Annotated in this window: 17 protein-coding genes and 2 pseudogenes; 3 read left to right on the forward strand and 16 right to left on the reverse strand. The window is 71.2% G+C overall.

From position 1 onward, the window contains the following. Positions 1 to 77 precede the first annotated feature (77 nt). The 16 genes and pseudogenes from D5R93_RS10930 to D5R93_RS11000 all read right to left on the reverse strand — a co-directional run bounded on the left by D5R93_RS10930 (position 78) and on the right by D5R93_RS11000 (position 21,281). Positions 78 to 1,025: a DUF2599 domain-containing protein gene (locus D5R93_RS10930; protein WP_162933933.1), complete on the reverse strand. Its 948-nt coding sequence runs from the start codon at positions 1,023 to 1,025 to the stop codon at positions 78 to 80. Positions 1,026 to 1,099: 74 nt separating this feature from the next. Next, complete coding sequence (gene pth / locus D5R93_RS10935) at positions 1,100 to 1,714, reverse strand: aminoacyl-tRNA hydrolase (protein ID WP_120205223.1); 615 nt, start codon at positions 1,712 to 1,714, stop codon at positions 1,100 to 1,102. A 19-nt stretch (positions 1,715 to 1,733) separates the two neighbouring features. Next, positions 1,734 to 2,318: a 50S ribosomal protein L25/general stress protein Ctc gene (locus tag D5R93_RS10940; RefSeq protein WP_119836960.1), complete on the reverse strand. Its 585-nt coding sequence runs from the start codon at positions 2,316 to 2,318 to the stop codon at positions 1,734 to 1,736. Positions 2,319 to 2,640: 322 nt separating this feature from the next. Beyond that, the gene (locus D5R93_RS10945; RefSeq protein ID WP_243106741.1) at positions 2,641 to 3,642 is read right to left on the reverse strand and encodes a type I 3-dehydroquinate dehydratase; all 1,002 of its coding nucleotides are present in this window, start codon (positions 3,640 to 3,642) and stop codon (positions 2,641 to 2,643) included. Further along, positions 3,639 to 4,718, reverse strand: a complete 1,080-nt coding sequence (locus D5R93_RS10950; protein ID WP_120205225.1) for a Ppx/GppA phosphatase family protein — start codon at positions 4,716 to 4,718, stop codon at positions 3,639 to 3,641. Before D5R93_RS10950 ends, D5R93_RS10945 begins: the two co-directional genes overlap by 4 nt. Before the next feature lie 102 nt (positions 4,719 to 4,820). Then, entirely contained in the window at positions 4,821 to 5,336 is a 516-nt protein-coding gene (locus tag D5R93_RS10955; protein WP_119836912.1) for a DUF501 domain-containing protein, read from the reverse strand. Next, the gene (locus D5R93_RS10960) at positions 5,333 to 5,881 is read right to left on the reverse strand and encodes an FtsB family cell division protein (protein WP_162933934.1); all 549 of its coding nucleotides are present in this window, start codon (positions 5,879 to 5,881) and stop codon (positions 5,333 to 5,335) included. Before D5R93_RS10960 ends, D5R93_RS10955 begins: the two co-directional genes overlap by 4 nt. A 231-nt stretch (positions 5,882 to 6,112) precedes the next feature. After that, a pseudogene (eno, locus tag D5R93_RS10965) lies at positions 6,113 to 7,398 on the reverse strand (phosphopyruvate hydratase). Positions 7,399 to 7,712: 314 nt separating this feature from the next. After that, the gene (locus D5R93_RS10970; protein ID WP_279221434.1) at positions 7,713 to 14,117 is read right to left on the reverse strand and encodes a non-ribosomal peptide synthetase; all 6,405 of its coding nucleotides are present in this window, start codon (positions 14,115 to 14,117) and stop codon (positions 7,713 to 7,715) included. Beyond that, a complete protein-coding gene (locus D5R93_RS14270; protein WP_120205230.1) occupies positions 14,009 to 15,874 on the reverse strand; it encodes a condensation domain-containing protein in 1,866 nt (621 codons plus the stop codon). The genes D5R93_RS10970 and D5R93_RS14270 overlap by 109 nt, the downstream gene beginning before the upstream one ends. Positions 15,875 to 15,878: 4 nt before the next feature. Beyond that, on the reverse strand, positions 15,879 to 16,898 hold the full coding sequence (locus tag D5R93_RS10980) for an isochorismatase family protein (RefSeq protein ID WP_120205232.1): 1,020 nt from the start codon (positions 16,896 to 16,898) through the stop codon (positions 15,879 to 15,881). 134 nt (positions 16,899 to 17,032) lie between these two features. Beyond that, positions 17,033 to 18,139, reverse strand: a complete 1,107-nt coding sequence (gene fepB, locus D5R93_RS10985; protein ID WP_120205234.1) for a Fe2+-enterobactin ABC transporter substrate-binding protein — start codon at positions 18,137 to 18,139, stop codon at positions 17,033 to 17,035. Positions 18,140 to 18,226: 87 nt separating this feature from the next. Beyond that, a complete protein-coding gene (locus D5R93_RS10990; RefSeq protein ID WP_120205237.1) occupies positions 18,227 to 19,039 on the reverse strand; it encodes an ABC transporter ATP-binding protein in 813 nt (270 codons plus the stop codon). Between the two features lie 170 nt (positions 19,040 to 19,209). Continuing rightward, the gene (locus D5R93_RS10995; protein WP_423243300.1) at positions 19,210 to 19,860 is read right to left on the reverse strand and encodes an iron chelate uptake ABC transporter family permease subunit; all 651 of its coding nucleotides are present in this window, start codon (positions 19,858 to 19,860) and stop codon (positions 19,210 to 19,212) included. A 133-nt stretch (positions 19,861 to 19,993) separates the two neighbouring features. After that, positions 19,994 to 20,245, reverse strand: a pseudogene (locus tag D5R93_RS14860) (hypothetical protein); the annotation flags it as partial. Positions 20,246 to 20,288: 43 nt separating this feature from the next. Then, a complete protein-coding gene (locus D5R93_RS11000; protein ID WP_243106743.1) occupies positions 20,289 to 21,281 on the reverse strand; it encodes a FecCD family ABC transporter permease in 993 nt (330 codons plus the stop codon). 212 nt (positions 21,282 to 21,493) lie between these two features. Between D5R93_RS11000 and D5R93_RS13370 the strand changes: the two genes are divergently transcribed. Genes D5R93_RS13370 through D5R93_RS11015 form a run of 3 tightly spaced genes read left to right on the forward strand, consistent with a single transcriptional unit; the run spans position 21,494 to position 26,042 of the window. Then, the gene (locus D5R93_RS13370) at positions 21,494 to 24,769 is read left to right on the forward strand and encodes an AMP-binding protein (RefSeq protein WP_162933936.1); all 3,276 of its coding nucleotides are present in this window, start codon (positions 21,494 to 21,496) and stop codon (positions 24,767 to 24,769) included. Further along, positions 24,766 to 25,656: an SDR family oxidoreductase gene (locus D5R93_RS11010; RefSeq protein WP_120205241.1), complete on the forward strand. Its 891-nt coding sequence runs from the start codon at positions 24,766 to 24,768 to the stop codon at positions 25,654 to 25,656. Before D5R93_RS13370 ends, D5R93_RS11010 begins: the two co-directional genes overlap by 4 nt. Continuing rightward, positions 25,653 to 26,042, forward strand: a complete 390-nt coding sequence (locus D5R93_RS11015; protein ID WP_120205244.1) for a hypothetical protein — start codon at positions 25,653 to 25,655, stop codon at positions 26,040 to 26,042. Before D5R93_RS11010 ends, D5R93_RS11015 begins: the two co-directional genes overlap by 4 nt. Positions 26,043 to 26,073 lie beyond the last annotated feature (31 nt).

Below are 26,073 nucleotides of genomic sequence, written 5' to 3' on the forward strand. Positions count from 1 at the left end.
ACACAACATCCCTCATCCCTGAGTCAGCATCCTTCATCGCCCTGAGCATAGACGCACACACGCCACGCCGAGAGAAACTATTCAAGCCCATCCCGCCAGTTACACAGGTGGTCCGGGAAAGTAAGCATCCACAACGGCTTGTTGGCGCGTGCCATCTCAAAGTCCCAGTGAACTCCCGCGCCGAAGACCGGGCGCCCAAAGATAACATGGCAGTCATACTGCTGCCGGATCGTCGGCTTGTCATCAGCCCGAGGCAACTTATCCACTACCTCAGACCACCCCGCAGTCATGAGAATACCGTTCGCCGCTTCAGTCCCAACCCCAGATATTACTGCGGGGCCGTAGTACCAGTATCTCCCCCAGTTAGATAGCACAACTGAAAGCACATCGTCTCCATACCCTCTGGTGCCTGGCCGGTTGTACACCGCCTCCCCGAACAGATCGATGCCCAGCCACGGGTCGGCCACCACGGGGTAGGCGGCTCCGCCAGAGTGGTGCTCGATCACCTGGGTGACCACCACGCCGCCGGAACTGGTCTCCTCGACCTCGTAGCGGGTAGCCAGCTCGGTGCCGTTGACGTCCTTGGCCCACGGTGGGGTCAGGCCCCCGAGGAACTCGCCCTCGGCGGAGGTGAACACCACCCCGCCGTCCTCCTCGGTCACCTCGGCAGTCGCTCCCTCGGGCAGACCCACCTGGAAGGGGAAGCGCTCGGGCGCGTCCGCGGACTCCACCATGAGGGCCACCTGGGCTGAGCCGTCCTCCTTGACCACCGGCACGGAGGTGAACCCCTGCTCGTTGGCGAAGGAGACCACCCCGTCGCCCACCGGCACGGCGGTCTCAGAGGTCTCAGCGTAGGGCAGGGTGACACTGACCTCCTTGCCCTGCTGTGAGGTCAGGTGGATCGGTGTGCTGGGGTCCTCGGAGACCACCGTGTCGGTGACGTCGGTGTCCACCGTCAGCACCTGGCTGGTGCTGGTGCTCGGCGTCACCGCCGCGACGTCCTCCAGAAGGTTCCCTCCGGGCACGGCCGCCAGGGTCTCCCGGACAGTCTCCGGGTCGGTGGCCCCAGACGTGGAGACGCAAAGGCAGAACAAGCGGGCTACATCTCCGGCGCCGCAGCGGGCGCGTGGAGGCGCTGCTGTGTGGCCTCCAGGCCCAGGGCCACCACCTGCTCCACGGCGTCGGCTGCCTGCTCCAGAGTCACCGCCAGGGCCTGCCGCTCCCGGGCAGGGACGTCCTCCAGCACGTAGTCCGCCGGGTCCTGACGCCCCGGAGGGCGCCCGATCCCCACGCGGAGCCGGGCGTAGCCCCGCGTACCCAGGGCGGAGGAGACCGACCTCAGGCCGTTGTGCCCGCCTTCACCGCCGCCGCGCTTGAGCCGCAGGACGTGAGCAGACAGGTCCAGCTCATCGTGGACCACCAGGAGGCGGTCGGTCGCCTCCACACCGTAGTAGTCGGCCAGAGCCTTGACCGGACCGCCGGAGCCGTTCATGAGGGTGCCCGGCTGAGCCAGGACCGCCCGGGGGCCGGGGGCTCCCCCGGGCAGCACCCCCAGACGCACCTCGGCTACCTGGGCGTGGGCGCGGTGGGAGGACAGCCTCGCCCCGGCACGCTCAGCCAGCACCTCCACCACCATGCGTCCCAGGTTGTGGCGGTTGCGGGCGTAACGGGGGCCGGGGTTGCCCAGCCCCACCACCAGCCAGGGGGCACTCATGCCCGGCTCCCCCCGGTACTCACTGTGCAGCCTCGGCCGACGCCGGGGCCGATCCTCTGGAGTCCTCCCTCACGTTGACCACACCGAGCCCGGCGTCCGCAACGGCCTCTACGCCCTCCGGCAGGGACAGGTCGGCCACCGTGATGACTGTCCCGGCCTGAACACCGGTCACATCCACCTCGATCACCTCGGGGATGGCCACCGCAGAGGCGGAGATCACGACGTGGTCCGCCTCAATCATGTGCATGGTGCCAGGCGCGGCGTCCCCGACCACGGTCACTGGGACCTCGACCTCCACCTGCTCGTTGCGGTTGACCAGGAGGAAGTCGACGTGCTGGACACCCGGACGCACGGGGTGGCGCTGGACCTCCTTGGTGAGGACCAGAAGGGGCTCCTCCCCCTCGATCTCCAGCTCCACCAGGGCGTTCTCGTTGGAGCGCAGGGCCATGCGGGTGGCGTGCTCCTCCAGCAGCAGGTGCCGGGGCTGGGCGCCGTGACCGTAGACGACTGCGGGAACCTGACCGGCACGACGGGCCTGCCGGGCAGGCCCCTTGCCCAGCGCGGTGCGCAGCTGTGCCTTGAGAGTGACGGTGTTGTCTGCCATGGGGGTCTCCTCCGTGCTCATCAGGTGGTCCGGCGGGCGCGACGGCGCGCGGCACAACCAGGCACCACCACGTCGATCACGGATGCGCGCGCAGGCGCGTCCCTCGCCGGGGCAACGCGGCGATCCTACGTCACCCCCGGCGCGCTGGTGGGCCGCCAGGCGGTGAGGCCGCCCACGAGGGGCGGCCGGGGTTGCGGCAGGCAGTCGCGGCCCCGCACGCACCACCCCACGCCACCGGAGCGCCGACCCGTCCGGTCCTGTGCCTGGCCGCAGTGTCCTCACCCCCGAGCCACTAACCCGCCCGGACGCAGGAGCAGCAGGCCTACCGGCCGTCCAGGAGGGCCAGGCAGCGGCGCACCTCCGCCAGGGGCAGCTGCCCGGGGGCGGAGGGCTCCGCCCGCCCCTCCTCGTCGGGGACGACGGCGAAGGTCAGGGCGGAGCCGAACACGGCCGCCACCCGGGTCACCGCACCGAGCGCTCCCATAGACATGGCTGCCACAGGCACGGGCAGGCGGGCACGCGCCGTCACGGTCAGCAGGCGGGCCACGTCAACGGCGTCGGTGGGCCACACCGCCACCTTGGCCAGGTCCGCCCCCTGAGCCACCATGCGCTCCAAGACGTTCTCCAGGACCGCCTCCCCAGGGGTAGCGGCGACGTCGTGGAAGGAGGCAACGACGTCAATCCCCGCCGCATGCGCCGCCCGCGCCACACGCTCCAGGCAGCCGCGCTCCAGCTCGACGTCAACCGCCACCGGGCGCAGGGGACCAGGCAGCCCAGCGGCTCCCTCCACAGCCGCCAGGAGCAGGGCCTCGTAGAAGGCGTCATCGACGTTGGCCTGGCCGCCCTCCGCCGCAGTACGGCACGTTAGCAGCACAGGAACACCGGCACCCCCCCGCCTACCAGGAGATCCAGGGGACCCGGGAAGTACAGCTCCCACGGCCTCGACCGCCTCCAGCACCGCCTGGGCGACCCTGGCAGCCTGAGCGGACTCAACCTCCTGCGCGCGCCCACCTGCCCGGCTGGCCCCACAGCCCTGCGCGGCTCCGGCCACCTGATCACGCACTGGCTCCAGCAGGTCTACCCGCAGCTCCAGCACGTCCGCCCCCGCCGCCACCGCGCGGGCAGCCTGCTGGCGGGTACGGGCCAGCGTCGGCCCCGTCAGGGACACGGCAACCGCCGGGCCGCCCTGACCGATCACCGTGGTGCCCCAGTCCAGGACCCGTGGCAGCGGCCTGTCCGGTACCGGGCCTGCTGGCGCACCAGCGCTGTCGGCGCTGCCCAGGCCTGCGGAGCCTACCCCGCCGTCGACACCTGCCTGGCTCACGGCTGCTCCTCCAGGGAGCCTGGCTCCCTGCACCCCGACGCCGTGCACTCCCGGGACGGGGCAGCGGGAGGTACCAGGGACAGGGCGATACCGTCAAGGATGTCGTGGAGGCTGGTGGTCACCGTCTCCAGGGGCCGCCCAGCCGCCGTCGTCTCCTGCGTGACCCTGCCGACCACTTCCGCCCACACCAGCGCCCCCGCGGCGATCACGTCGCGGCGGCCCGGCGCCAGGTAGCCCCACGTCTGCCGCTCCTGCGGGGTGGAGGCCATGATCGCCTCGCAGGAGGCCAGCACGGCCTCCACACCCAGCTCGGCTCCGTCGATCGCGGCGGGGTCAAAGTGTTCCAGGCCCAGGGCGTGGGCCGTCACCGTGGCCACGGTGCCCGCCAGGCCCACCAGACGTGCAGGGGCGGCGAGGTCAACCACCTCTGCGGCCTGGTCCAGCAGCGCACGCACCTCGCCACGGGCGCAAGCCAGGGCCTGGGGGCCAGTCCCTCCGGCAAGGAAGCGCTCGGTGACACGCACGCTGCCGGTGTCCAGGCTGACTGCGCTGCGCGGCTCCCGGTCCCCCAGGACCAGCTCGGTGGAGCCGCCGCCCAGGTCCACCACGAGCCGCTCGGTAGCCCCAGCACCAGCGTCGGCACCAGTGTCGGCACTGTCAGGACCGCCAGCCCCCCCGTCTCCCAGGAGGGAGCCGACAAAGGACAGCCGGGCCTCCTCCTGACCGCTGACCACCTGGGGTTCCACCCCCACCAGGTGGGCCACCCCGGCAGTGAAGTCGTCGCGGTTGCCCGCGTCACGGGTCGCGGAGGTCGCCACGAACCGCCGGGCACCCGGCCCCTCAGGGACCCCCAGCTCGCGACAGTCCTCGGCGTAGTCGGCCACAGCAGCCAGGGTCCGCTCCAGGGCCTGCGGGTCCAGGCGGCCGGTACGGTCCACGCCCTGACCCAGACGGACGATCTGGCTGCGCCTGCGCAACGGCTCCAGGCGCACCCGGCCAAGGTCGTCACGCCAGGCCTGGGCGACAAGCAGGCGAATGGTGTTGGTACCGCAGTCAATAGCGGCGACTCGGGTCATCGGTGGTCTCTCTACATCGATGGAAGCATCAGTGGCGCCAGCGGCGGTGAGGCTAGCGGCGGAGCCAGCAACGGAGGCAGTGACGTCGGTAGCAGGGGGTGGTCAGCACGCACAGGAGGAAGGATCCCACAGAGCACGCTCCCGCAAGAGGTCCAGCACCCGGTCCCCGACCGGGTTGAGTCCCGGCCCCACTGCCAGGGAGTGGGCCACCAGGGCGTGGAGGCACTTGACCCGGGTGGGCATGCCGCCCGCGGAGACGCCGTCGATCTGCGCCACCTGTCCCAGCTCGCGGCGGCGGGCCAGGTAGTCCTCGTGGGCACGAGCGTAGGCAGCGGCCAGCGTCGTGTCCCGCCCCAGCTCGTCATTGAGCTCCTCCATGAGGTGCTCGGCCTCCAGGGTGGAGCATCCCCTGACTGCCGCCGGATGGGTGAGGTAGTAGGTAGTGGGGAAGGGAGTTCCGTCCTCCAGGCGGGGGAGGGTACGGACCACTGTGGGCCGCCCGCACACGCAGCGCGCCGCAATACCAGCCACCCCTCGAGGCGCCCGCCCCAGCTGGTCCGCCAGCACCTCCAGGTCGGCCCGGTCCACAGAAGAGGCCGACTGAGCCTGTCTCCTCACCCGTCCTGCTCCTCACTGCGCTCCTCGCCGTGGCCAGCAGCGCGGGCGGAGTCCTGGAGGGTCGTGTACCAGGGCAGGTCCTGGTCCTCCCGGCCCCCGCCGACCTCCCCCTGGGCGCCGTCCTCGAACTGTTCCGCCCCGACGACCACGTAAGAGGTCTCCCCCGGCATGACGTAGCCCAGGCGCTCACGGACCTGAGCCCGCACGTAGTCCTCGTCCTCCCACAGCTCGAGCTCCTCCTCCAATGCGGTGGAGGTGGCCCGGGCCTCCTCGATCTGGTCCACCACGGCGTCGTACTGAGCCTGCTGGGAGAGGTAGGCCCGCAAAGAGGTGAAGACGACAGCAAAGGCGATGAGACAGACCAGGACCAGGGTGACCACCCGTGGCGGCACTCCCCGCTCAACCACTGCCGCACCGTCGTCGTAGTGTCCTCGCGCCGCCTCCACAGGGGACGACGAGGCGTGCTCCGACGCGCTCGTCCCGGGATGGCCTCCCGAGCCACGGCGGCTCCGGAAGCGGGTAGACACAGGTCGTCTGGGCACCATGGCAGGCATGGTGCCCCAGCACGCCCCTGGTCACGAGAACCCGCCGTGGTGCGTCGCTCACCTGCCAGGCGTGCCAGGCAGGCCGCAGAACTGAGAAACCCGCACCCCAGGAGGCGTTGCGGGGTGTCACGAACTGCACCGACTCCTCATAAACGTACCGAGTCCTCATAGTGGACCGGCATGCCTGTCGTCCTATGAGGACTCGGTACGTTCTGCGCAGGGAGCAGCGGCTCAGGCCTGGAAGCGCGGGAAAGCGCCCGCACCCGCGTAGACGGCGGCGTCGCCCAGGGCCTCCTCAATACGCAGGAGCTGGTTGTACTTGTTGATGCGCTCGCCACGGGCGGGGGCTCCGGTCTTGATCTGGCCGGAGTTGGTGGCCACGGCCAGGTCGGCGATAGTGACGTCCTCGGTCTCGCCGGAGCGGTGGGAGGTCATGGAGCGGAAGCCGGCACGGTGGGCCATCTCCACGGCCTCCAGGGTCTCAGTCAGGGAGCCGATCTGGTTGACCTTGACCAGGAGGGCGTTGGCCGCACCCATGCTGATGCCCTTGGCCAGACGCTCGGGGTTGGTGACGAAGAAGTCGTCCCCGACGAGCTGGACACGGTCGCCGATCTTGTCGGTCAGCGCCTTCCAGTCCTCCCACTCGTCCTCGCTGAGCGGGTCCTCAATGGACACGATCGGGAAGTCCGCCACCAGCTTCTCGTAGTAGTCCACCATGAAGGCGTTGTCACGGGCCTCGCCCTCGAAGCGGTAGGTCCTGGTCTTCTCGTCGAAGAACTCCGTGGAGGCCACGTCCATAGCCAGCGCCACGTCCGCACCCGGCTTGTAGCCCGCCTTAGTAATAGCCTCGACGATGAGCTCCAGGGCCTCACGGTTGGAGTCCAGGTTGGGAGCGAAGCCGCCCTCGTCACCCAGGCCGGTGGACAGGCCACGGTCCTTCACCACGGCCTTGAGGGCGTGGTAGACCTCGGCACCCATGCGCAGGGCCTCGCGGAAGGTGGAGGCGCCGATGGGGGCGATCATGAACTCCTGGATGTCCACGTTGGAGTCAGCGTGGGAGCCGCCGTTGAGGATGTTCATCATGGGCACGGGCAGGACGTGGGCACCCGGGCCGCCCACGTACTGGAAGAGGTCCAGCCCGGCGGCCTCCGCCGAGGCCTGGGCAGCAGCCAGGGAGACCCCAGGATGGCGTTGGCGCCCAGCTTGCCCTTGTTAGGGGTGCCGTCCAGCTCGATCATGAGGTGGTCGAGGCCACGCTGGTCGGCCGCGTCGAAGCCGATGATCTCCGGGGCGATGATCTCGTTGACGTTGGCGACAGCCTTCTCAACCCCCTTGCCCAGGTAACGGCCCTTGTCGCCGTCACGCAGCTCAACAGCCTCGAAGGCGCCGGTGGAGGCACCGGAGGGGACGGCGGCGCGCGCGGAGGAGCCGTCCTCCAGGAGGATCTCGACCTCAAGGGTGGGGTTTCCGCGGGAGTCGAGGATCTCGCGGGCGTGAACGTTCTCGATGAGGGCCACTTGCAGCTCCTTGTTCGTCCTTGTTGGTTTCGACCTGGTTGGTCTCGACCTGGTTGGGCCTGGTTGATCTTGATCCCCTCGGCCCGGTCGGTGCTCACGAGCACCCGCCCAGTCCGGTGGCGACCAGGGTGCAGCCCTAGCCTAGCGGTAGCGCGTGCGGCGCATACCAGCATTGGTCCCCGGTCATGACAGGGTTCACGCCAGGCGCGAAACCAGGGTCGAAACGCCAGTGAGAAATTCTCAGGACGTCGAAGGTCGCCACACCCTCGCCCCACCTGACCACGGCCCCGCCCGGAGACGGCCGACCCCCCGGGCTACGGGCTGACAGCCGAGCGGATGGCACGGTCCAGGACCGGGCCGACAACCCCCAGCGCCCCCGGCTGGGTCATCTCTCGGTGGTTACAGTCGACGTCCACCACCTGCAGTCCTCCGGTGACGTAGGGCTCCCACTCTCCCGGGTCATGCTCAGGACCGATCCCGCCGCGGGCTGCCCGGAGGAAGAGCGCCCGCCCCCGGTAGGCCCGGTGCTGGTACTCCCGCAGGATCCGGGTGGTGTTGCGGTAGGTGGTCACCAGCGCCTCCAGGACGCCGCGCTCCAGCCCGGCCATCGGGGAGGAGCGCTCCTCCAGCGCCCTGACCACGGCAGCGAGGTCCTCCTCGTGTCCGGCCAGGACGTCGTCATCAATCCCGGCCATGGCCAGGAGCGCAGACAGGGCGTCCGCCAGCGGCGGCTCCATAGCGCCGCTAGCCGCCTCCGAGGGGTAGGCGTCCATCAGCGCGAGCACCCCCACCTGGTGGCCCGCCTCCTGCAGAAGCACAGCCATGACGTGAGCGACCATCCCGCCCAGGGACCAGCCCACCAGGTGGTAGGGGCCGCTGGGCTGGACCTGGAGGACCTGGGTGACGTAGTCGCGGGCCATCTCCTCCAGGGAGGTCGGCTGTGAGCCCGGCTCCAGGACGCCACGTGCCTGCAGGCCCCACACCGGCAGTCCGTCCAGGTGGCGGGGCAGGCCGGCGTAGCACCAGGACAGGCCGCCAGCCGGGTGGACGCAGAAGACTCCCCCCAGGTCCGTACCGGGACCCTGCCCGCTGCCAGGCCCGCGGTTGTCCGGAGGACGCAAGGGCAGCAGCACGCCCAGGTCGGTGTCGCCGGGACGCGTCGGGTCATGCTCGTCCAGGTGGGCGGCCAGCAGGGCAGGAGTCGGGTGGGTCATGACCGTGCCGACCCGCAGGGGGCGCCCGGTGGCCTTCCTGAGCGCCGCTACCAGCGAGACCGCCAGCATCGAGTGCCCACCCAGGTCGAAGAAGGAGTCATCGGCGCTGCACCCCTCGATACCCAGAACCCGAGCGACGTGCTCGCACACAAGCCTCTCGGTCCTGGTGGCCGGCGCCCGCCCCTGCGAGCGGGGCAGCCGGGGGACGGGCAGAGCCGCGTCGTCACGCTTGCCGTTGACAGTCAGGGCCAGGCGGTCTAGGACCACCACCGCCGCCGGGGCCATCTGGCCGGGCAGGCGTCGTGCGACCTGGCGGCGCAGCAGTGCCGGGTCCGCGGTCGTCGGATCAGGTCCCGTCAGGTAGAGGACAAGACGCTCGTCGCCCTGGCACACCTGGACCACCCGGGCGTAGGCCAGGCGGACGCCCTCGACCTCGCGCGCCCGGGCCTCGACCTCCCCCAGCTCGACCCGGAAGCCCCGCAGCTGAACCTGCCTGTCAGCACGCCCCCTGAACTCCAGGTCGCCCTGCCTGGTGCGCACGGCCAGGTCGCCGGAGCGGTACATCCGCCCCTGCCTGGCCCAGCCCGAGGAGCCTGGCCCCGCCGCCTCCGCCGGGGCCGCCAGTGCCTCAGCACTCCTGGGCGCACCCAGCAGGCCGCCTACACCCCCGTCGTGCCCGGCACCCTCCAAGACAGCCAGCGCGAAGGGGTCCGGCAGGAACCGCTCGTCGCTCAGCCCGGGCTGGTTGACGTAACCCGAGGCCAGCCCAGCACCACCGACGTGGATCTCCCCGACCACGCCCGCAGGTACCGGGTGGCCGCCCTCGTCCAGGAGGTAGACGGCCAGGTCCTCCAGGGGACGCCCGATCGGACTGTTCCCTGTGGTGGCCTCATCAACCTCCAGGTAGGTCACGTGCACGGTGGTCTCGGTGATCCCGTACATGTTGACCACCCGTGGCGATCCCGGCGGGTGCCGCCGGAACCAGCGCCGTACCACGTCCAGGTCCATCTCCTCACCACCCAGGACCACCACGCGCAGGCCCAGGCCAGACTGGCTGACCTGGCCTAGGCCTGCCTCCTGCGCCACAGCCTCGTCACGCTGCGCGTCAGCCGCGGCCAGCTGGGCGAAGGCTGAGGGAGTCTGGCTCAGGACCGTGACCTCCTCGGCCTCCAGCAGGGCCAGCATCTCCTCGGGGCTGCGGCTGACCTCGTAGGGGACCACCACCAGCCTGCCTCCGGTCAGGAGGCACCCCAGAACCTCCCACACGGAGAAGTCGAAGGCGTAGGAGTGGAAGAACGTCCACACGTCTGCCGCGCCAAGGCCGAGTCGGTGCTCGGTGCTGCGCAGCAGCCTCAGGACATTGTCCTGGGTGACCTCGACCCCCTTGGGGCGGCCGGTGGACCCAGAGGTGAAGATGACGTAGGCGGGGTCGTCGGCGCAGGTCGCGGACGGCGGCGCGACCTGACCGGGGGACCTCCCGAGGAGAGGAGCCTGGCCCGGCAGGCCGGAGCACCCGCCCTCCAGGTCACGGGCGGACAGCACCACCGCCTGCGACCCCAGGGCGCTGCGCAGCCCCGGCGGCAGGGGAGACCCCTCGGCATCGTCGGGCAGGTCGTGGACCAGGACCACGGGCTGGCAGTCCTCCAGGGCTGCAGCCAGCCGGGCCTCAGGGTACTGCGGGTCGAGGGGGACGTAGGCAGCCCCGGTGCGCAGCACCGCAACGATCATCTCGACCTGGAGCCGCCCACGTCTCAGCAGGAGCGCCACCCGGCGTCCCGGTCCCGCCCCGGCCTCAAGCAGGACGTCCCTGACCCGCGCCGACACCCGCTCCAGGGCGGCGTAGGTGAGACGCTGCGCACCGGGCGCATCAGGTACACCCGCACCACGTGCACCGGGCTCGTCAGGTACCGTCAACGCCTCGCGCTCGGCCCACTGCGCCATGGCGGCCTCCAGCGCCTGCCCCAGGCTGGCACGGCGTAACGCGGGACTGGTGGCCTCGGGCATAGCAGTCCTGGCCCCCAGCATCCTGGTCGCCTCCTGGAGCGCCTGCTCCCGGGCCTCCTCCTCCAGCACCCGGTCCCACAGCCGTGAGTGCGGGTCCTCCAGCATCTGGTCCAGCAGCCGAAGGAACCAGCGGGTCAGGGCCTGCGCCGTGGCCGAGTCGATCACGTCGGTGGCGTACTCCAGGCGCACGCAGATGCCCTCACCCATGGTGACCTCCCAGGTCAGGTCAAACTTGGAGGTACCGGTCCCCTCAACACCTACGCTGACCTGAGGTGCCCCGGCACCCGCGTCGAAGGAGAGGCCTCCGGTGTCCTGGGCCACGAGCATGACCTGGAACAGGGGGTGGCGGCTGGAGTCACGGCGCGGGTTGACGGCGCCAACCACCGCGTCGAAAGGCACCTCGGCGTGGTCCAGCATGGTCAGGGTGTCCTCGCGGACCCGCGCCAGGAGCTCGGCGAAGGAGGGATTGCCCTCCGTACTGGTCCGGGTCACCACGGTGTTGGCGAGGAACCCGACCTCCTGCTCACGCCGGGCGTCGGTACGACCCGAGGAGATCGTCCCTATGGGGACGTCATAACCTGCGCCGCACCGGGTCAGCAGGCCCGCGAGCACGCTGTGGAGGACCATGAACGGGCTGGCCTGGTGGGCTCGGGCCAGGCCCTCCACAGCGGCTGAGCGCTCGGCCCCCAGGGACACCCGAACCTGCCCGCCCCGGTGGTCGCGCTGCCGGGGACGGGGCCGGTCCAGGGGCAGCGGGATCTCCTCGGGCAGGCCCCGCAGCCTCTCGGTCCACCAGGACAGGGCCTCAGGCGCTGGGGCAGGTAGGGGCGCCGGCGGTACGGCGACCAGGGGTAGGGGCGTCGGCGTGGGCGGCGAGACGCGCGGGAAGGAGACCGAGGCAGGAGGCGAGGAGGCGGGCCGGGGACCAGGCCCCGAGGCCCGTCGCGCTGCGTCCTGTCCTGGATCCGGGGAGTTCCGGCGGTCCAGGTCCTGGACACGGGCCCGGTAGGCGGCAGCGAGGGTGTCCACCACAGGCCTGAGCGACCAGCCGTCAGCAGCGACGTGGTGGATGACCAGCACCAGGCGCTGCCGGTCGGCGTCCTGGGCGAGGTAGGCGCGCACCGGAGGCTGCGCGGTGACATCAATGGTGGTGTCGAGGCTGCTCACCAGGTCGGGGTCGTGGGGGTCGCGGTCCACCACGACCAGTCTGACGGCCTGGCGTACCGCCGCCTCCTGCCAGGTGGCAACAGTGGGGAGGCCGTCCTCGCCAGCCGGGTAGGAGGTCCGCAGCGCCGTGTAGGTCAGCACGGTGTCCACGACTGCGGCCTCCAGCGCCCGGATGTCTAGGTGCCCGGCGACGTCGAGCACAAGAGGAATGGCGTAGACAGGGGACGGTCCCTGCTCCTGCTCCAGGAACCACAGGCGACGCTGGGCCGCAGTCATCAAGGGCCGGCCTCCTGCCGCAGGGGACGCCGGGACCGGGAGTGCCGGGGCCCCTGGGCTCCCCGCGCCGCCGACAGCCTCACCAGCGGCCTGGGCACCTGTGCCGCCACTGGCCTCCGCTCCCGTGCCGACACCGGGAGAGGATGCCGGGCGGGGACCTGTCCCACCCAGGAGACGAGCCACCTGTTCCACACTGGCGTCCCGGAAAAAGTCCCTCAGGTGCAGGCCCTGGTATCCCGCCTGGGTGAGTCGGCCCAGCACACGGGCTGCGGTCAGAGAGTGGCCTCCCATGGAGAACAGGTCGGTGTGGCTACGCAGGGTGTGGGCAGGCACGTCCAGGACCTCGGCGTAGACGGAGGCCACCACCTGCTGGTCGGGGTCCATCTGCTCCCACGACAGACCCGCACCGACCTCACGCCCGGGGGCAGGCAGACGGCTGCGGTCCACCTTGCCCCGCTCCGTCAGCGGCAGAGCCTCCAGGCACACCAGGGTCGTGGGGACAAAGGAAGGGGGCAGGAGGCCACGCAGGTGGTCGAGCACCCCGGCAGTATCCAGCGGCGCCTGTTCCTGCGTGGGCACGACGTAGCCCACCAGCCTGGCACCGTCACCGTCGTCGCGCACCGTGACCACGGCCTGGCGGATCCCGGGCTGGGTGACGAGGGCTGCCTCGACCTCTGCCACCTCAATGCGTACGCCGCGCAGCGACACCTGGGAGTCAGCACGCCCCATGAAGGTGAGCGCTCCGTCAGGCTCCCGCCGTACCAGGTCGCCGGTGCGATAGCACCGCGAGCCGCCGGCGGCGGTCACGAACCGCGAGCGTGTCAGGTCGTCGTCCCTGAGGTAGCCGCGGGCCACCGAGCTGCCGCACAGATAGAGCTCACCGGTTACCCCTGGCGGCAGGGCGCGGCCCAGGTGGTCCAGCACCCGAGCCTCCTGCCCGGGCAGGCTGCGGCCGATGCTCGGCTCCGGGTGGTCGGCCACCCAGGCGACGGTAGCCTCCACCGTGTTCTCGGTGGGACCATAACCGTTAGCGGCAAAGACGCCGCGACGCGTCTCCTGGCGCAGCCGCTCCCACAGCGAGACGGAGCAGGTGTCACCACCGATGAACAGGCTGGTCACCGCGTGTCCCCGGCCCTCACGGTCCCGGCCGACGGGCAGTCCCACCTCCAGCAGTTGCTCCAGGACAGCCGGGGAGAGGTCGATGACATCAACGGCATGGTCCTGGAGGAACCGGGCATGGGCAACAGGGTCACCAAGCTGCTCCTCGGTAGGCACGTGCAGGCGGTGCCCGTGGAGGAAGGCGACCAGGGGGCTGAGGGCGGAGTCAAAGGCCGGGGAGTACTCGTGGCTGTAGTCCAGCACCACGCTCTCCCGCGTAGTCCCTGCGCCTGACGTGCTCCCCGGCTGTCCTTCCCGCTCCACCTGCCCCGACCACCCGGTCGTGCCCGCAGCGACCAGCTCCCTATCCACGTAGAGCAGGTCGAAGGCCCTGGCATAGCTGGACAGGTTACGGTGCTCAACCACGACTCCCTTGGGGCGTCCGGTCGAGCCGGAGGTGAACAGGATGTAGGCGGCGTCCTCACCCCTGACCGGGCGGTCGAGCTCACCGGGCGCGACCGGCCCCGCTGGCAGGGCCTCCATCTGGGCACGGACGCTGTCGGCGTCGAGAACCAGAGTCTGCGGTGCCCGCGTCCCCGCCCCTCCTGCCTGGCTGAGTGCCTGCCGCAGGGCCGGTCCCTGCCCCAGCACAGAGGTGGTCACCACCACAGCAGGCTCCACGTCCTCGACAACCTGGCTGAGTCGACGGGCAGGCCACTGGGGGTCACAGGGGACAAAGGCGGCCCCGGCCTCCAGGACCGCCGGAGGCGCCAGCACCATCCAGCTGGTCCGGGGCAGGTAGAGCAGGACCCTGTCCCCGGCTCCCACGCCGAGCTCCCTGAGCAGACGGGTCAGGCGGTGGGCCCAGGAGGCCGTTTCCTCATAGGTGAGGAGACGGTCGGGGGCGCAGAGGTGCTCCTGGCTGGAACCAGGGGGCCGGAGCCGGCTACTGGTGGCCAGGCGAGCGCGATCCAGCGCGCCCACCGCCCACACCGGGTCGGTCGCGCTCCGTCCCTGCCCCGCAGCGGGCAGGGACGCCACCTCCTCTGGCTCGGGGGGCAGCGCCTGCAGGTCAGGGGGGTGAGGGAGCCGGTCATGTAAGGCACCTGCGGGCTGAGGACCAGGTCGCGTAGGCGCTCGTGCGTGTCACCAGCCATCTCGGCCCCGGCCCCCTCAGGCGTGCCTGTCCCGTGGGCTGCCCGGCTGAGTCGGCTCACAAGCGTCTCCAGGACCCGGGCGTACCCGGCAAGGACCGACTCGCTCAGGGAGCCTGCCGGGGCCGCCAGACCCATGGGAGCGTCCGGCTGGCCGGGCCGGACGTCGAGAACCAGCCCCTCGGCCGGGCCCTCCCACACCGCCTCACTACGCCCCCGCGCCCTGCCGTAACGTCGTGCCCCGCCGAAGGGGACGATGTTGACAGCGACGTCGCAGAGCGCCTCGGACACTGCCAGCCCCCGGTCGGCACGGATGTCCTCGTGCCGGTAGCGCTGGTGGTCCCGGCAGCGCTGCCAGACCTGCGAGACCTGGGTAAGCAGCTGGCCCACGCTCTGGTCCGGGTCCAGGTCGACCCGCACGGGCAGGACGTTCTGGGTGTGGCACGGGGTCCGCAGGAGCGTCTGGCTGGTCCGGTTCATGACGTGGACACCGACGACCGCCTCGTCACGCCTGTGGACCACCCCGGCCAGGACGGCCAGGGCCGCGACAAGCACCGTGGGGTCGGCACCTGCGAACGGGCCGGGCGCTTCCACCGGGTGGTAGGCCGCCTTGGAGGGGTCCCCGCCCGGCGCCATGGAGACGGCCGGGGCATCGGGGGCCTGCTCCCGCCAGAAGGCACGGTCCTCCTTGGCCTGGGGGCTACGGGCGTAGGCAGCCTGCTGCACGACGGCCTCCAGGTAGGCCTCTACCGCCTCAGGGTCGGCACCTGCGGTGCTGCCGGTGCTCCTGTCGGCCTCGGCACCAGGGGCCGTGCCGACAGCGGCAGCACCGCGGGCCGGGGCGGCAGGGGACCCGGCACCCTGGGAGGAGAGCCGGGACGAGTACTCACGGGCCAGCGTACGCCCGACCAGGGCGAACCCGTAGCCGTCCAGCGCCAGGTGGTGGACCCGCAGGAACCACTGGGCGCTGTCCTGGCCGGTGAGCAGCAGGCAGGCGCGGGACACTACCCCCTGCTCCAGGTCGATCGGCTCCCCCAGGTGCTGGAGCACCCACTGCCGGGCTGCCTCCTGCCCTCCCCGGGGATCCTGCCTGAGGTCGACGAGCCCGGCGCGAACGGGAACGGCGTCGAGCACGACACGTGGCAGGCCCTCCCCTGCGGCGGGTGCCTGCCGCCCGTCCACCTCCCCGACAGCACCCACCGGGACCGTCGGGCGGGAGGCGGCGTCGTCCAGGCTTCCTACCGGGCTTCCTAGGCGGCCCGGGCTGGCCGTACCCGGGTCGCCCTTGACGACCAGGCGTGTGCGCAGGGCCGGAATGTCGTGGAGGACCCTGTCCGCCGCCGCCAGCCACGCCCCGGTGTCAAGGGGACCCTCGATCCTGGTCACCTCTGCGACCCCGTAGACGCTCTCGTCAGCCAGGACGTGCTGGGACAGCCAGATGCCCTGCTGTGCAGGCGTGAGCTCCGTGCCCTCGTTCACCTCCCCGCCCGTGCGCCCAGTGCGGGCGTCGTGCTCGGGACGGCCGGTACCACTGCTGCGGCCGGGACCCTGTTCTGCGGGCACAGCACTACCTCCCACCGTCGGTCCCGCCACGGCGCGCGTGCGGCCTGGAGGGCACGCGCTCGGACGGCCCCTTCTGCGGTGCCGCCATGGTGAACCCGTGGGTGGTCTCCAGGAGGTCCGCCAGGTCGGCGACGGTGCGGCACTGGACCATGTCAGTGAAGTCCACCTCTGCCTCCAGCGTGCTCCAGGCCTCGGTGAGCATCATCATGCGCACGGAGTCCACACCGATCGACGGCAGCTCACTGTCAGGCGTGATGCCGTCAGCCGGGGTGGAGGTGGTCTCCTCCAGCTGTGCTGCCAGCTCCCCCAGGGAGGTGGGGTAGGGCCGGGCCTGCCCGGGCTCCCGGCCCTCCTGCTCCCCCTCCTGATGCTGGGTAGGCCGCTCAGGGCCTCCCGGACCCTCCAGAACCTGGCGCATCCGGGAGAGGTCTGTGACTACGCCGCAGGAGCGCGACACCAGCTCCAGGGCCATGCGGTGCTCGTCGGCGCCGAGGTCCGCTACCGCGTCAGCAACCAGGAAGGGCCTGAGGTCCAGGACGAAGGCCCGCAGCGCCGTGGCGAGGCAGCCGATGTGGGCGTAGACGCCGGTGATGACCAGCTGGTCGCGTCCCAGGGCACCCATCAGCTCGTGGAGGCCGGTCCCCTCAAAGGCGTCGTAGCGCCTCTTGGTCAGCACGGTGTCACGAGGCCCGGGGGCCACCTCGGGCACGATCGCGGCGTGCTCGTCATCTGCGACGCCCTGGCCCCACAGGTCCTGGAGCAGACCCCGCTCCTGGCGGCCCTGGTGCGCAGGCTGGGCGGTGTAGACCACCGGTACCCCCCGAAGACGGGCCAGCCTGACCATCTCCGCCACGCCGTGCAGCAGCCCAGGCAGCGGCTCCTCCCCCGGCACATAGGCCGACAGGAAGTGCTCCTGCATGTCGTGGACCAGGAGCACGGCCCGGTCGGGGTCAGGTTCCCAGGGAGCACGTGAGGGCGGCAGGGGCTGTATCGGGGTCTGGTATCGAATCTCCTGGGGGATCATATCTCGCTCCTCATGTCACAGGGTCTGTCGGGGCTGGGACGGGGCGGGCGAGCAGGTTCCTGTCTGCTGGGCCCCAGGGACCTTCTGAGATCCCCCAGAGCCTTCCGGGCACCTGCCCGCTGCCCTCGCCACGGCTACCCGGAGTAGGACTCGGTGAGGGCGTCGAGCATCTCCTGGGCGGAGTAGTAGTCCAGCCGGAAGGTGGTGGAGGGCATGTAGGAGACCTTGTCGTCGCGCACGGGGGCAGCAGTGGTGTAGGCCTCGTTGCTGTCCATCGTGTCCCTGGTCGCCTGGTCGGCGGCCACGACGACCCAGTTCTCACCGACAAGCCCCTTCTGGACGTTCTCCCCGGACAGCTCGATGATGTCGCCCCGCTCACCCATGGACTCCTCGCCCTGGACGTCGGCGGGGACGGTAGCCATGGTGAAGCCCAGCTCGGTGAGCAGCTGGACCTGGGGAGACTCCTGGGTCAGGACCATGGCGTCCCCGGAGTCGTCACTGGCGACGATGAAGGCCGAGGTGTCGCCCCCGGGCACGGTGATCGACTCCTTGGCCTGTGCCACCTTGCTGTCGAAGTCGGAGACGACCTCCTCGGCCTGCTCCTCCTGACCTGTTGCCTCGCCCAGCAGGGTGGTGACGTCCTGCCAGGAGCGTGTGCCGTAGTCCACGACCAGGACTGGGGCGACGTCACGGAGCTGGTCGATGATGTCCATGGCGGAGTCGCCCCCCGTCTTAGCCACGACAATGAGGTCCGGGGAGTACTGGGCGACGCTCTCCGCCTCGGGAGCGCTGTTCTCGTAGGCGACCTCGACCCCTTGCTCCTGGGCGGCGTCAGACCACTGGAGGAAGAAGCCGTTGGAGTCGCTCAGGCCCTCCTGGTCGGGCGCCGTGGCCCCGGAGGCCACGACCGGGGCGCCCACCGCCAGCAGAGAGCCGGTGAGGGTGACGGAGGTAGAGACGATGGTCTCGGGCTGGGCGTCCAGGGTGAGCTCGGCGTCGGTGTCGTCATCGGTCTGGACGGTGCGCGGCCAGTCGCCGTCCGCACTGGCCGGGTCCACGGCCTGGTCGGTACCTGCGGAGCCGCTAGCCTCGTCAGAGCCTCCTGAGCCGCTGCCGCAGGCGCTGAGGCCCACGGCGAGCAGAACGGCCACCAGGAGGGCCGGGACGACGGGCAGGAGCAGGTCCAGTCCCCGTCTCGGGCGGCGCGTCGCTGGTGAGCTCGCTGGAGAAGAGGTGCTCATGTTTCCTTCCTTTCTTCTTCTCGCCGCCACGCGGCGAGAGGTCTCAGTCAGGCCGCGCGGCTGTCCTCACCACGCGCGGCCGAGGGCCTACGGGCGGGGCCGGCCTCCCCAGGTCGCGGGGACCACCATGGGCATCCCTGCTACCGGGTCCGCCATCACGACGGCGTCCAGACCGAACACCTCCCCCACCATCTGCTCGGTCACGATGTCGCCCGGGCTGCCCGTGGCGTAAACCTGGCCGTCACGCATAACAATCATGTGCGAGGCGCAGCGGGCAGCGTGATTGAGGTCATGGAGCACCGCGACGACGGTGCGCCCCTGCTCCTCGTTGAGCGCACGGCACAGCCGCAGGATCTCCACCTGGTGAGCCAGGTCGAGGAAGGTGGTGGGCTCGTCCAGGAGGACCGTCTCCGTGTCCTGGGCGAGCACGAGGGCGAGCCAGACCCTCTGACGCTGCCCGCCGGAGAGCTGGTCCACGGGCCGCAGCGCCAGGTCCTGGACACCGGTCAGGGTCATGGCCCCATCCACGGCGTCACGGTCAGCCTGCGACCACTGCCGGAACATCCCCTGATGGGGGAAGCGTCCCCGGGCCACCAGGTCGCGCACGCTCATCCGGTCCGGCACCAGCGCGGACTGGGGCAGCAGCCCCACCTTCCTGGCCACGGTCCTGGTGTCCAGACGGTAGATGTCCTCGCCGTCGAGCAGCACGGTCCCGTGGGAGGGCCGGTGCAGGCGCGCCAGGCAGCGCAGCAGCGTGGACTTCCCGCAGGCGTTGGGACCCACGACGGCGGTGAAGCCGCCGACAGGGACCTCCACGTCCAGATCGGCAGAGACCGTGTACCCGTCGTAGGCGATGGTCACCTCCTGCGCACTGAGCCGGGTACTCAGCCAGGTCGTCATCTGTCGTCTCCTCCCCGTCTTACGTGGTCTTATGTGTATTACGTGGTCTTGCGTGGTCCTGCGTGGTCCTGCGTAGTTTCATGTGGCTCCGCGTGGTCCCGCGCGGTTCCACGTACGTCTCCCTGCTGTCCTGTCCCTGCCCCTCGGCGCAGCAGGCCGGGTACAGGTGCTCATCCCCGCCTCCTCCTGGCGGCCACCACCAGGACGCACATGAGGTAGGTGCCTCCGACCGCCCCCGTGGTCACTCCCACCGGCATGGAGGCCAGCAGCCTCTGGCTGACGACGTCGGAGCCCAGGAGCAGGAGCGCCCCCACCGCGCCGGTGACGTAGACCGGGGGGACCTCCGCGCGGGCCGTGAGGCGAGCCAGGTGGGGCGAGACCAGGGCGACGAAGCCGACGGGACCAACGGCCATGGTGACCAGGGCGACAAGCGCCGTCCCCAGAAGCACGAGCCTGGTGCGCAGGCGACCCACCCGCGTCCCCAGCGCCGCAGCCAGGTCGTCACCCAGGGGCAGCATCCGCGCCTGGCGGGCCAGAGGAGCCAGGAGGACCAGCACGGCCAGGACACCGAGGAAGGTCGGAACCGTTACCTGCCACGTGGCTGCCGACAGCGTCCCGGTGGAGGTCCTCAGCGCCCCGAAGGCAGTGTCCTGGTCCACCCGCAGCAGCAGCCAGCGGTTGACGGAGGACAGCATCGAGCTGATGGCGATACCGGCCAGGACCAGACGCATGCCAGCGAACCCTCCCCGTACGGAGAGCAGGAACACCCCCGTGCCCACGCCCAACCCGCCCAGGAGGGAGGCAAGGGACACCGACAGCACCGACAGCGCCGTGCCGGGCAGGACCAGGACGCTGACCAGGATCCCGGTCTGCGCCCCATGGAGAAGCCGATGAGGTCGGGGGAGCCCAGGGGTTCCTGGTCACTACCTGGAACAGCTGCCCGGCCACGCCCAGAGCCGCGCCCGCAACCACGCCCAGGGCGATCCGTGGCAGGCGCCACTGCAGCACGACGACCCGGTCCCCCGGGAGCCTCCTCCGGCCAGGACCTCGCCTATCTGGGAGTAGTCCAGGGGGATGGCTCCTGTCCTCAGGGCCAGGACCGCCGTGACCAGGCACAGGAGCGTCAGGACCGTACCTACCAGCAGGTGTCGGGGGGTCAGCAGCAGCGAGCAGCCCGCCCGCCCGGGAGTCGGCAGCCTCAGCCACCAGTAGCCTGGCACGGAGCGCCCGGAGTCCGGGTAGGCCGCGCTCACAGTCGGGCGTCCTTAAGGCGCAGGACCATGACAAGCAGCACCGGCGAGCCGACGAAGGCCGTCAGCAGCCCCACCTGGATCTCGCCGGGACGGCTGATGACCCGCCCCACGACGTCGGCGGCCAGCACCAGGCAGGGGCCCATCAGGGCACTGAGGACGATGATCCACCCCCGGTGAGGCCCCATGAGCCAGGAGGCAGCCAGCGGCACGATAAGGCCCACGAAGCCGACGGGACCCGCAGCCGCTGTGGCCGCGCCGCACAGCAGCGTCAGGGAGACCAGGCTGAGCGCACGCACCAGCACCACCCTGGTTCCCAGGGCTGCCGCGACGTCGTCACCCAGGGACAGGTTGGTCAGTCCCCGGGAGCACGACAGGGCGATGAGCGTCCCGACGGCCACGACGGCGGCCAGAGCCCCCAGGGGGACGTCGGTGCGCAGCAGCGCGCCCGCGTCCCAGTAGCGGAAGGTGGCGAAGGTGCGAGGGCTGGACAGCAGGAGGGCCTGGATCGCGGCCGAGGCGGCGGCGGAGAAGGCGACCCCCACCAGGAGCAGGCGCACGGGTGAGGCCGCCGCACCGCCGAGGGAGGCCACCAGGTAGACGACGACCGTGGCCGCCAGGGAGCCCGCGGCCGCCAGCCCAAACTGCTCGGGCACCGACGTCGCGCCCGTGAGCCAGGAGCCCAGGACTACGGCGAGAGAGGCCCCCGAGGTCACTCCCAGGAGTCCGGGCTCCGCCAGCGGGTTGCGAGTCACCGCCTGCATGAGCGCGCCGGCCACAGCCAGGGCCGTCCCCACCAGGAGTCCCAGGACGGTACGCCGGGGACGCAGCGTGTTGACGATGACAGAGTCGTAGACGGAGGCGTCAGGATGAGTGAGGTACTCCCAGATCTCACCCAGCGTGAGGGCAGAAGAGCCCACGCTCACCGAGACGAGCGCGCACACGGCGACAAGAACCAGGGCGGTAAGGACCACCGCCAGCCGGAACGGCACGGACCGCGCCTGCCGAGGTCGCCGACCCTGCCGGGTCAGGCGGTCTCGGCTGCGGCGGGCGGTCCGAGGGGGTCGGACGCCAAGCGGCTCGTCCGCGGCTCCTACGGCACCCACCCGCAAGCCGCTCCCTGCTCTGCCCTCGCCCACTCCCAGTTTCACCACCTTCACCATGCGTATTTAGATGAGCTTAACCTAAGGTGTAGGGTGACGTTGTGTCAATCACTTCTTCACCACCGCGTGACATGGAGAGCCCCGGGGAGAGCCCTCGCGTAACCGGGGGTCACAGCCGTCTGGGCCCGGGCTGGACCCCGGTCCCCGCCGATCTCGCCTACCGCTACCGCCAGGACGGCTACTGGACCACAGACCTCCTGGGTGACCTCGCCCGCCCCACCGAGGGCACCCGGGACCGCCTGGCTGTCGTCGACCCCCGTCACCGCTGGACCTACGCGCGCCTGGAGGAGGAGGTCGCCGCGCTGTGCCCCGGGTGGCAGGACCTGGGCCTGCGCCCCGGGGACACGGTGGTGGTCCAGCTGCCTAACTGCGCCGAGTTCGTCGCCGTCCTGCTGTCGCTGTGGCGGGTCGGAGCGGTGCCTGTCATGAGCCTTCCCGCCCACAGGGCCAGCGAGATCACCGACTTCGCCCACCACGCCCGGGCACGCGCCTACGTCAGCTCTGAGCGCAGCGGGGAATTCGACCAGGTGGCGATGGGACGCCGCCTGCGCGCCCAGCTCCCGGGGCTGGTCCACGTCGTCGTCCCCCAGCCGGCCCAGGACACCCCCGGGGCCGGGGAGACGGAGCACGGTACGGACGGCGAGGGCGCCGGGGACGCCGCCGCTACCCTGTCCGACACCGCCTCCCCTGTCACCTACGACGCGCTCAAGAGGCTCACGAACCCCGAGGTAGAAAGGGCGGACCTGGCCGCACCGAACCCCTTCGACGTCGCCCTGCTCCAGCTATCCGGCGGATCGACGGGCACCCCCAAGCTCATCCCCCGCACGCACGCCGACTACCTCTACAGCGTGCGCGCCAGCGTCGAGCTGTGCGGGGTGGATCGTGACACCACCCTGCTGTGCGCACTGCCCTGTGCCCACAACTTCGCCATGAGCTCTGCGGGCATCCTGGGCCAGCTCCTGGCCGGGGGCAGCGTGGTCATGGCTCCCGACCCCTCCGCAGCCACCGCCTTCCGACTCATTGAGCAGGAGAAGGTCACCCACGCGGCCCTGGTGCCACCTATGGTGCTGCTGTGGCTAGCCCGGGCAGCCAGGATCAGCAGGGCCGAGACCTCCAGGTCGCCCGGGTCAGGGCGGCCCGCAGACGGCACCGAAGCGGACGGCGGGAGGCGCGGAGGCCCCCTGGAGACTCTACGCGTCCTGCACGTGGGCGGCTCACGGCTGCCGGAGGAGGTCGCCCGCCGGGTCCGGCCCGAGCTGGGGTGCCGCCTGCAGCAGGTCTTCGGCATGGCCGAGGGCCTGGTCTGCTACACCAGGCTCGACGACCCCGACGACGTCATCGTGTCCACTCAGGGGCGTCCTCTCAGTCCCGCCGACGAGGTCCTCATCGTCGACGACCAGGACCAGCAGGTGCCCGACGGCACAGCGGGGCACCTGCTGACCCGGGGACCGTACACGATCCGCGGCTACTTCCGGGCTGCCGACCACAACCGGACCTCCTTCACCCCCGACGGCTTCTACCGGACCGGGGACGTGGTGGTGCGCGGCCCCGGGGCCAACCTACGTGTCGTAGGCAGGGCGAAGGAGCAGATCAACCGGGGCGGGGAGAAGATCGCCGCCGGGGACCTGGAGAACCACCTGCAGGCCCACCCCGACGTCTTCGAGGCGGCCGTCACCGGGGAGCCGGACCCCGTCCTGGGTGAGCGTATCGTCGCCCACCTCGTGCTCCGCCCTGACGCCGCCTCCCCGTGGCACCGCCAGCCTCCGGCGCAGGTCCTCGCCGAGGTGCGCTCCTTTCTGCACGAGCGCTCGGTGGCCACCTACAAGATGCCGGACAAGGTCCTGCTGGTCACGACGCTGCCGCGCACCGCTGTAGGCAAGACCAGTGTCACCCAGATCCGGGACGGTGGCGCCCAGCCCCCGGCAGCGCGGAGTGGATCCGCTGCCCGGGGCCGCAGGCGAGGGCTGGAGCCGGAGTTCCTGCCTGCGGTCCCGCCCCAGCACCCCGACGCTGTCAGGCGGCTACTACACGACAGTCAGGATCTGGGGCACCTGCTGACCCGGCTGGAGGCGGGCGGAGGCTACCTGGTGGAGGACGGGCCGGAGCCCGGCACCTGCACCGTGACGCTGGCCCGAGCGGTCACCGACCCGCGCGAGACAGCCGTGGCCGTCTTTGACACTATCACCCACATGCACAAGGAGGACCTCTCCCCCTTCGTCCTGGGGCGCCACACCGTGCACGGGGTGCCGGTGCACGCCTCGGCCTTCGTGCTGCCCCGCGGGCTGCGGGCCACAACCTCCCTCCTGGTGGGACGCGACCTCGACCACCACCTGGGCCGGGACCGGGAGGCCTGGGTCGGGGCGCTGCACCGGGCCGAGCCGCTGAGCACCAGGAACGAGGTGGTCAGGGTCGACGGTGCCCGCTCCACCGTGATCAGCCTGCCGGGAGCCCTTCCCCAGCCCTTCATCACGCCCGCCGGCACTCCGGCCCCGCAGGGCCGCACGGTACGAGGCCGCGTCACCTCCTCGGTCCTGAACCTGGACCTGGAGGTGTGGTGCCACCTTCCCGCAGACCAGCACGGTCAGCCGCAGGCGCTCCTTATCGCCTCCGACGGCCAGGTCCTGACCAGCCACGTCCCCCTTCTGCCGTGCCTGGACCGGCTCAACGCCTCGGGCCAGTCGCTGCCGATCGCGGCCGTCCTCTTCTCGCCTGCGGATCCGCGGCGCCGCCCCGAGGTGCTCGGCATGGTCCCGGGACTGGCGGACTGCCTGGCCACCGAGGTTCTGACCTGGGCCGCCGACCAGGCCGACCTGCCCCGCGACCCCGCCCGGCGCGCCGTCTCGGGAGCCTCTCTGGGCGGGCTAGCGGCAGCCGACCTCGTGCGCCGACGCCCCGATCTCGTCTCCAACGCCATCGTCCAGTCAGGTGCCTTCTGGTGGCCGACTGACGCCCGCGGAGAGCCGACAGACGCCCAGCTGCGCCTGTGGCAGGAACACGTCGGACCCAGCCGTCCTCCTGTGCGGGTGTTCCAGGAGGTCGGCACCATGGAGGGGCACCTGCTGGGGTGCAACCGGCGCTTCCGTGACGTCCTGCGGGAGCAGGGCATTGACCTCGTCTACCGGGAGTACGTCGGGGGTCACGACTACGCCTGCTGGCGGGGCGGGATCATCGACGCCCTCCTCCACTTCTTCCCCAGCCAGGACACAGCCAGAGCCGAGGCAGGCAGCCCCCACCCGCCCTCATCCGCTACAGCCCCGTCCGCTGGCCCTGCCCCCGTCGGTGGTCCCGGCAAAGCAGTCAGCGGGGAGCAGGCATGACCAGCACCGGGCTGCCCCAGGCCATCGTGGTAACCGGCGCGTCCGGGGGCATCGGCTCTGCCGTGGCGAGTCTCCTGGCCTCCCGGGCGCAGGAGCACGGCGCAGCCACCGTCATCGGCACCGACCTGAACCCGCCGCACGACCGCTCCTACCGACCCGCAGACGGCCAGGCAGGCCGCCCAGCCACGGTCCTGCCCGCTACGGGCGGCGGGTCCGGTCCCGGGAGGCCAGCGCCTCAGACGGCACCCCAGGAGGAGGGCGTGAGGTGGTGCAGCCTCGACGTCACCGACGCCGTGGGCGTCGAGGCGTTCTTCGAGCAGGTGGCCAGCTCCTACCGGCTGCGCGCCGTCGTCCACGCCGCTGGTGTCCTGGTCCACGGTCCCGCGCTGGACACCCCGGCCGAGCAGGCCGCGCAGGTCATGGCCGTCAACGCCCTGGGAACCGTCAACGTCTGCACGGCGGCAGCGCGCCACATGACCAGCCAGGACCCCGGGGACATCCCCGCCGGGACCCGCAGCCTGGTCACCGTCGCCTCCAACTCGGCGCTGCGTCCCCGCAGCGGCCTGGCCGCCTACAGCGCCTCCAAGGCAGCGGCCTCGCAGTTCACCCGCAGCCTGGGACTTGAGCTCGGTCCTGCCGGCATCAGGTGCAACGTCGTGGCACCGGGCACCACACTGACCCCCATGGTCCGCGCCATGTGGGCAGGGCAGGACCGCCGTGCCCAGACCGTGAGGGGTGCGCCGGAGATCTTCCAACCCGGTATCCCTCTGGGACGTGTCGGTGAGCCTGCCGACGTCGCCCACACAGTAGCGTTCCTGGTCTCGGAGGGGGCACGTCATATCACCCTGGCCGAGCTGGCGGTTGACGGAGGGACGAGCCAACGATGACGATCAGCCTGCCGCAGCCCGCGCGCACGGACGATCTCCCTGAGCCTCTGCCCGAGCCCCTGCCCGACTTCCTCCTCGCTTCGCGGCACTGGGAGATGCACGCCCGGGGAGGGCGACTCCTCCAGCCGGTCCTGGCCCCAGACCCTCGGTCGGCGGCAGCCGAGCTGCTTGGCGTGCTGCGCCACGCAGAGGAGGAGACCGGCCAGGCCCACGTGCTGTGCGGGCTCATCCCCTTCGACCTGTCAGAGCCTGCCCACCTGCGAGTCACCAGCGCGGTGTCCTGGCGCCCCCGCCGCTGGACCACGCCGAGCCCCGCCCCCCAGGAGCCGCCAGGCCTGCCTGGACACGGCGGCCAGGTACCGAGCCCGCCGCAGGACAGCCCCTGACGGCACTGACCAGCTCCCCTGCCACCGGCAC

Source organism: Actinomyces lilanjuaniae, from assembly GCF_003606385.1.
GTDB classification, from domain to species: Bacteria; Actinomycetota; Actinomycetes; order Actinomycetales; family Actinomycetaceae; genus Actinomyces; species Actinomyces lilanjuaniae.

What these genes read in the sequence shown, in the direction of transcription:
- D5R93_RS11015 (WP_120205244.1), top strand. Translation starts at nt 25,653, where the DNA reads ATGACGATCAGCCTGCCGCAGCCCGCGCGCACGGACGATCTCCCTGAG.
- D5R93_RS10940 (WP_119836960.1), bottom strand. Translation starts at nt 2,318, where the DNA reads ATGGCAGACAACACCGTCACTCTCAAGGCACAGCTGCGCACCGCGCTG.
- D5R93_RS10980 (WP_120205232.1), bottom strand. Translation starts at nt 16,898, where the DNA reads ATGATCCCCCAGGAGATTCGATACCAGACCCCGATACAGCCCCTGCCG.
- fepB (WP_120205234.1), bottom strand. Translation starts at nt 18,139, where the DNA reads ATGAGCACCTCTTCTCCAGCGAGCTCACCAGCGACGCGCCGCCCGAGA.
- D5R93_RS11010 (WP_120205241.1), top strand. Translation starts at nt 24,766, where the DNA reads ATGACCAGCACCGGGCTGCCCCAGGCCATCGTGGTAACCGGCGCGTCC.
- pth (WP_120205223.1), bottom strand. Translation starts at nt 1,714, where the DNA reads ATGAGTGCCCCCTGGCTGGTGGTGGGGCTGGGCAACCCCGGCCCCCGT.
- D5R93_RS10960 (WP_162933934.1), bottom strand. Translation starts at nt 5,881, where the DNA reads ATGGTGCCCAGACGACCTGTGTCTACCCGCTTCCGGAGCCGCCGTGGC.
- D5R93_RS10990 (WP_120205237.1), bottom strand. Translation starts at nt 19,039, where the DNA reads ATGACGACCTGGCTGAGTACCCGGCTCAGTGCGCAGGAGGTGACCATC.
- D5R93_RS10950 (WP_120205225.1), bottom strand. Translation starts at nt 4,718, where the DNA reads ATGACCCGAGTCGCCGCTATTGACTGCGGTACCAACACCATTCGCCTG.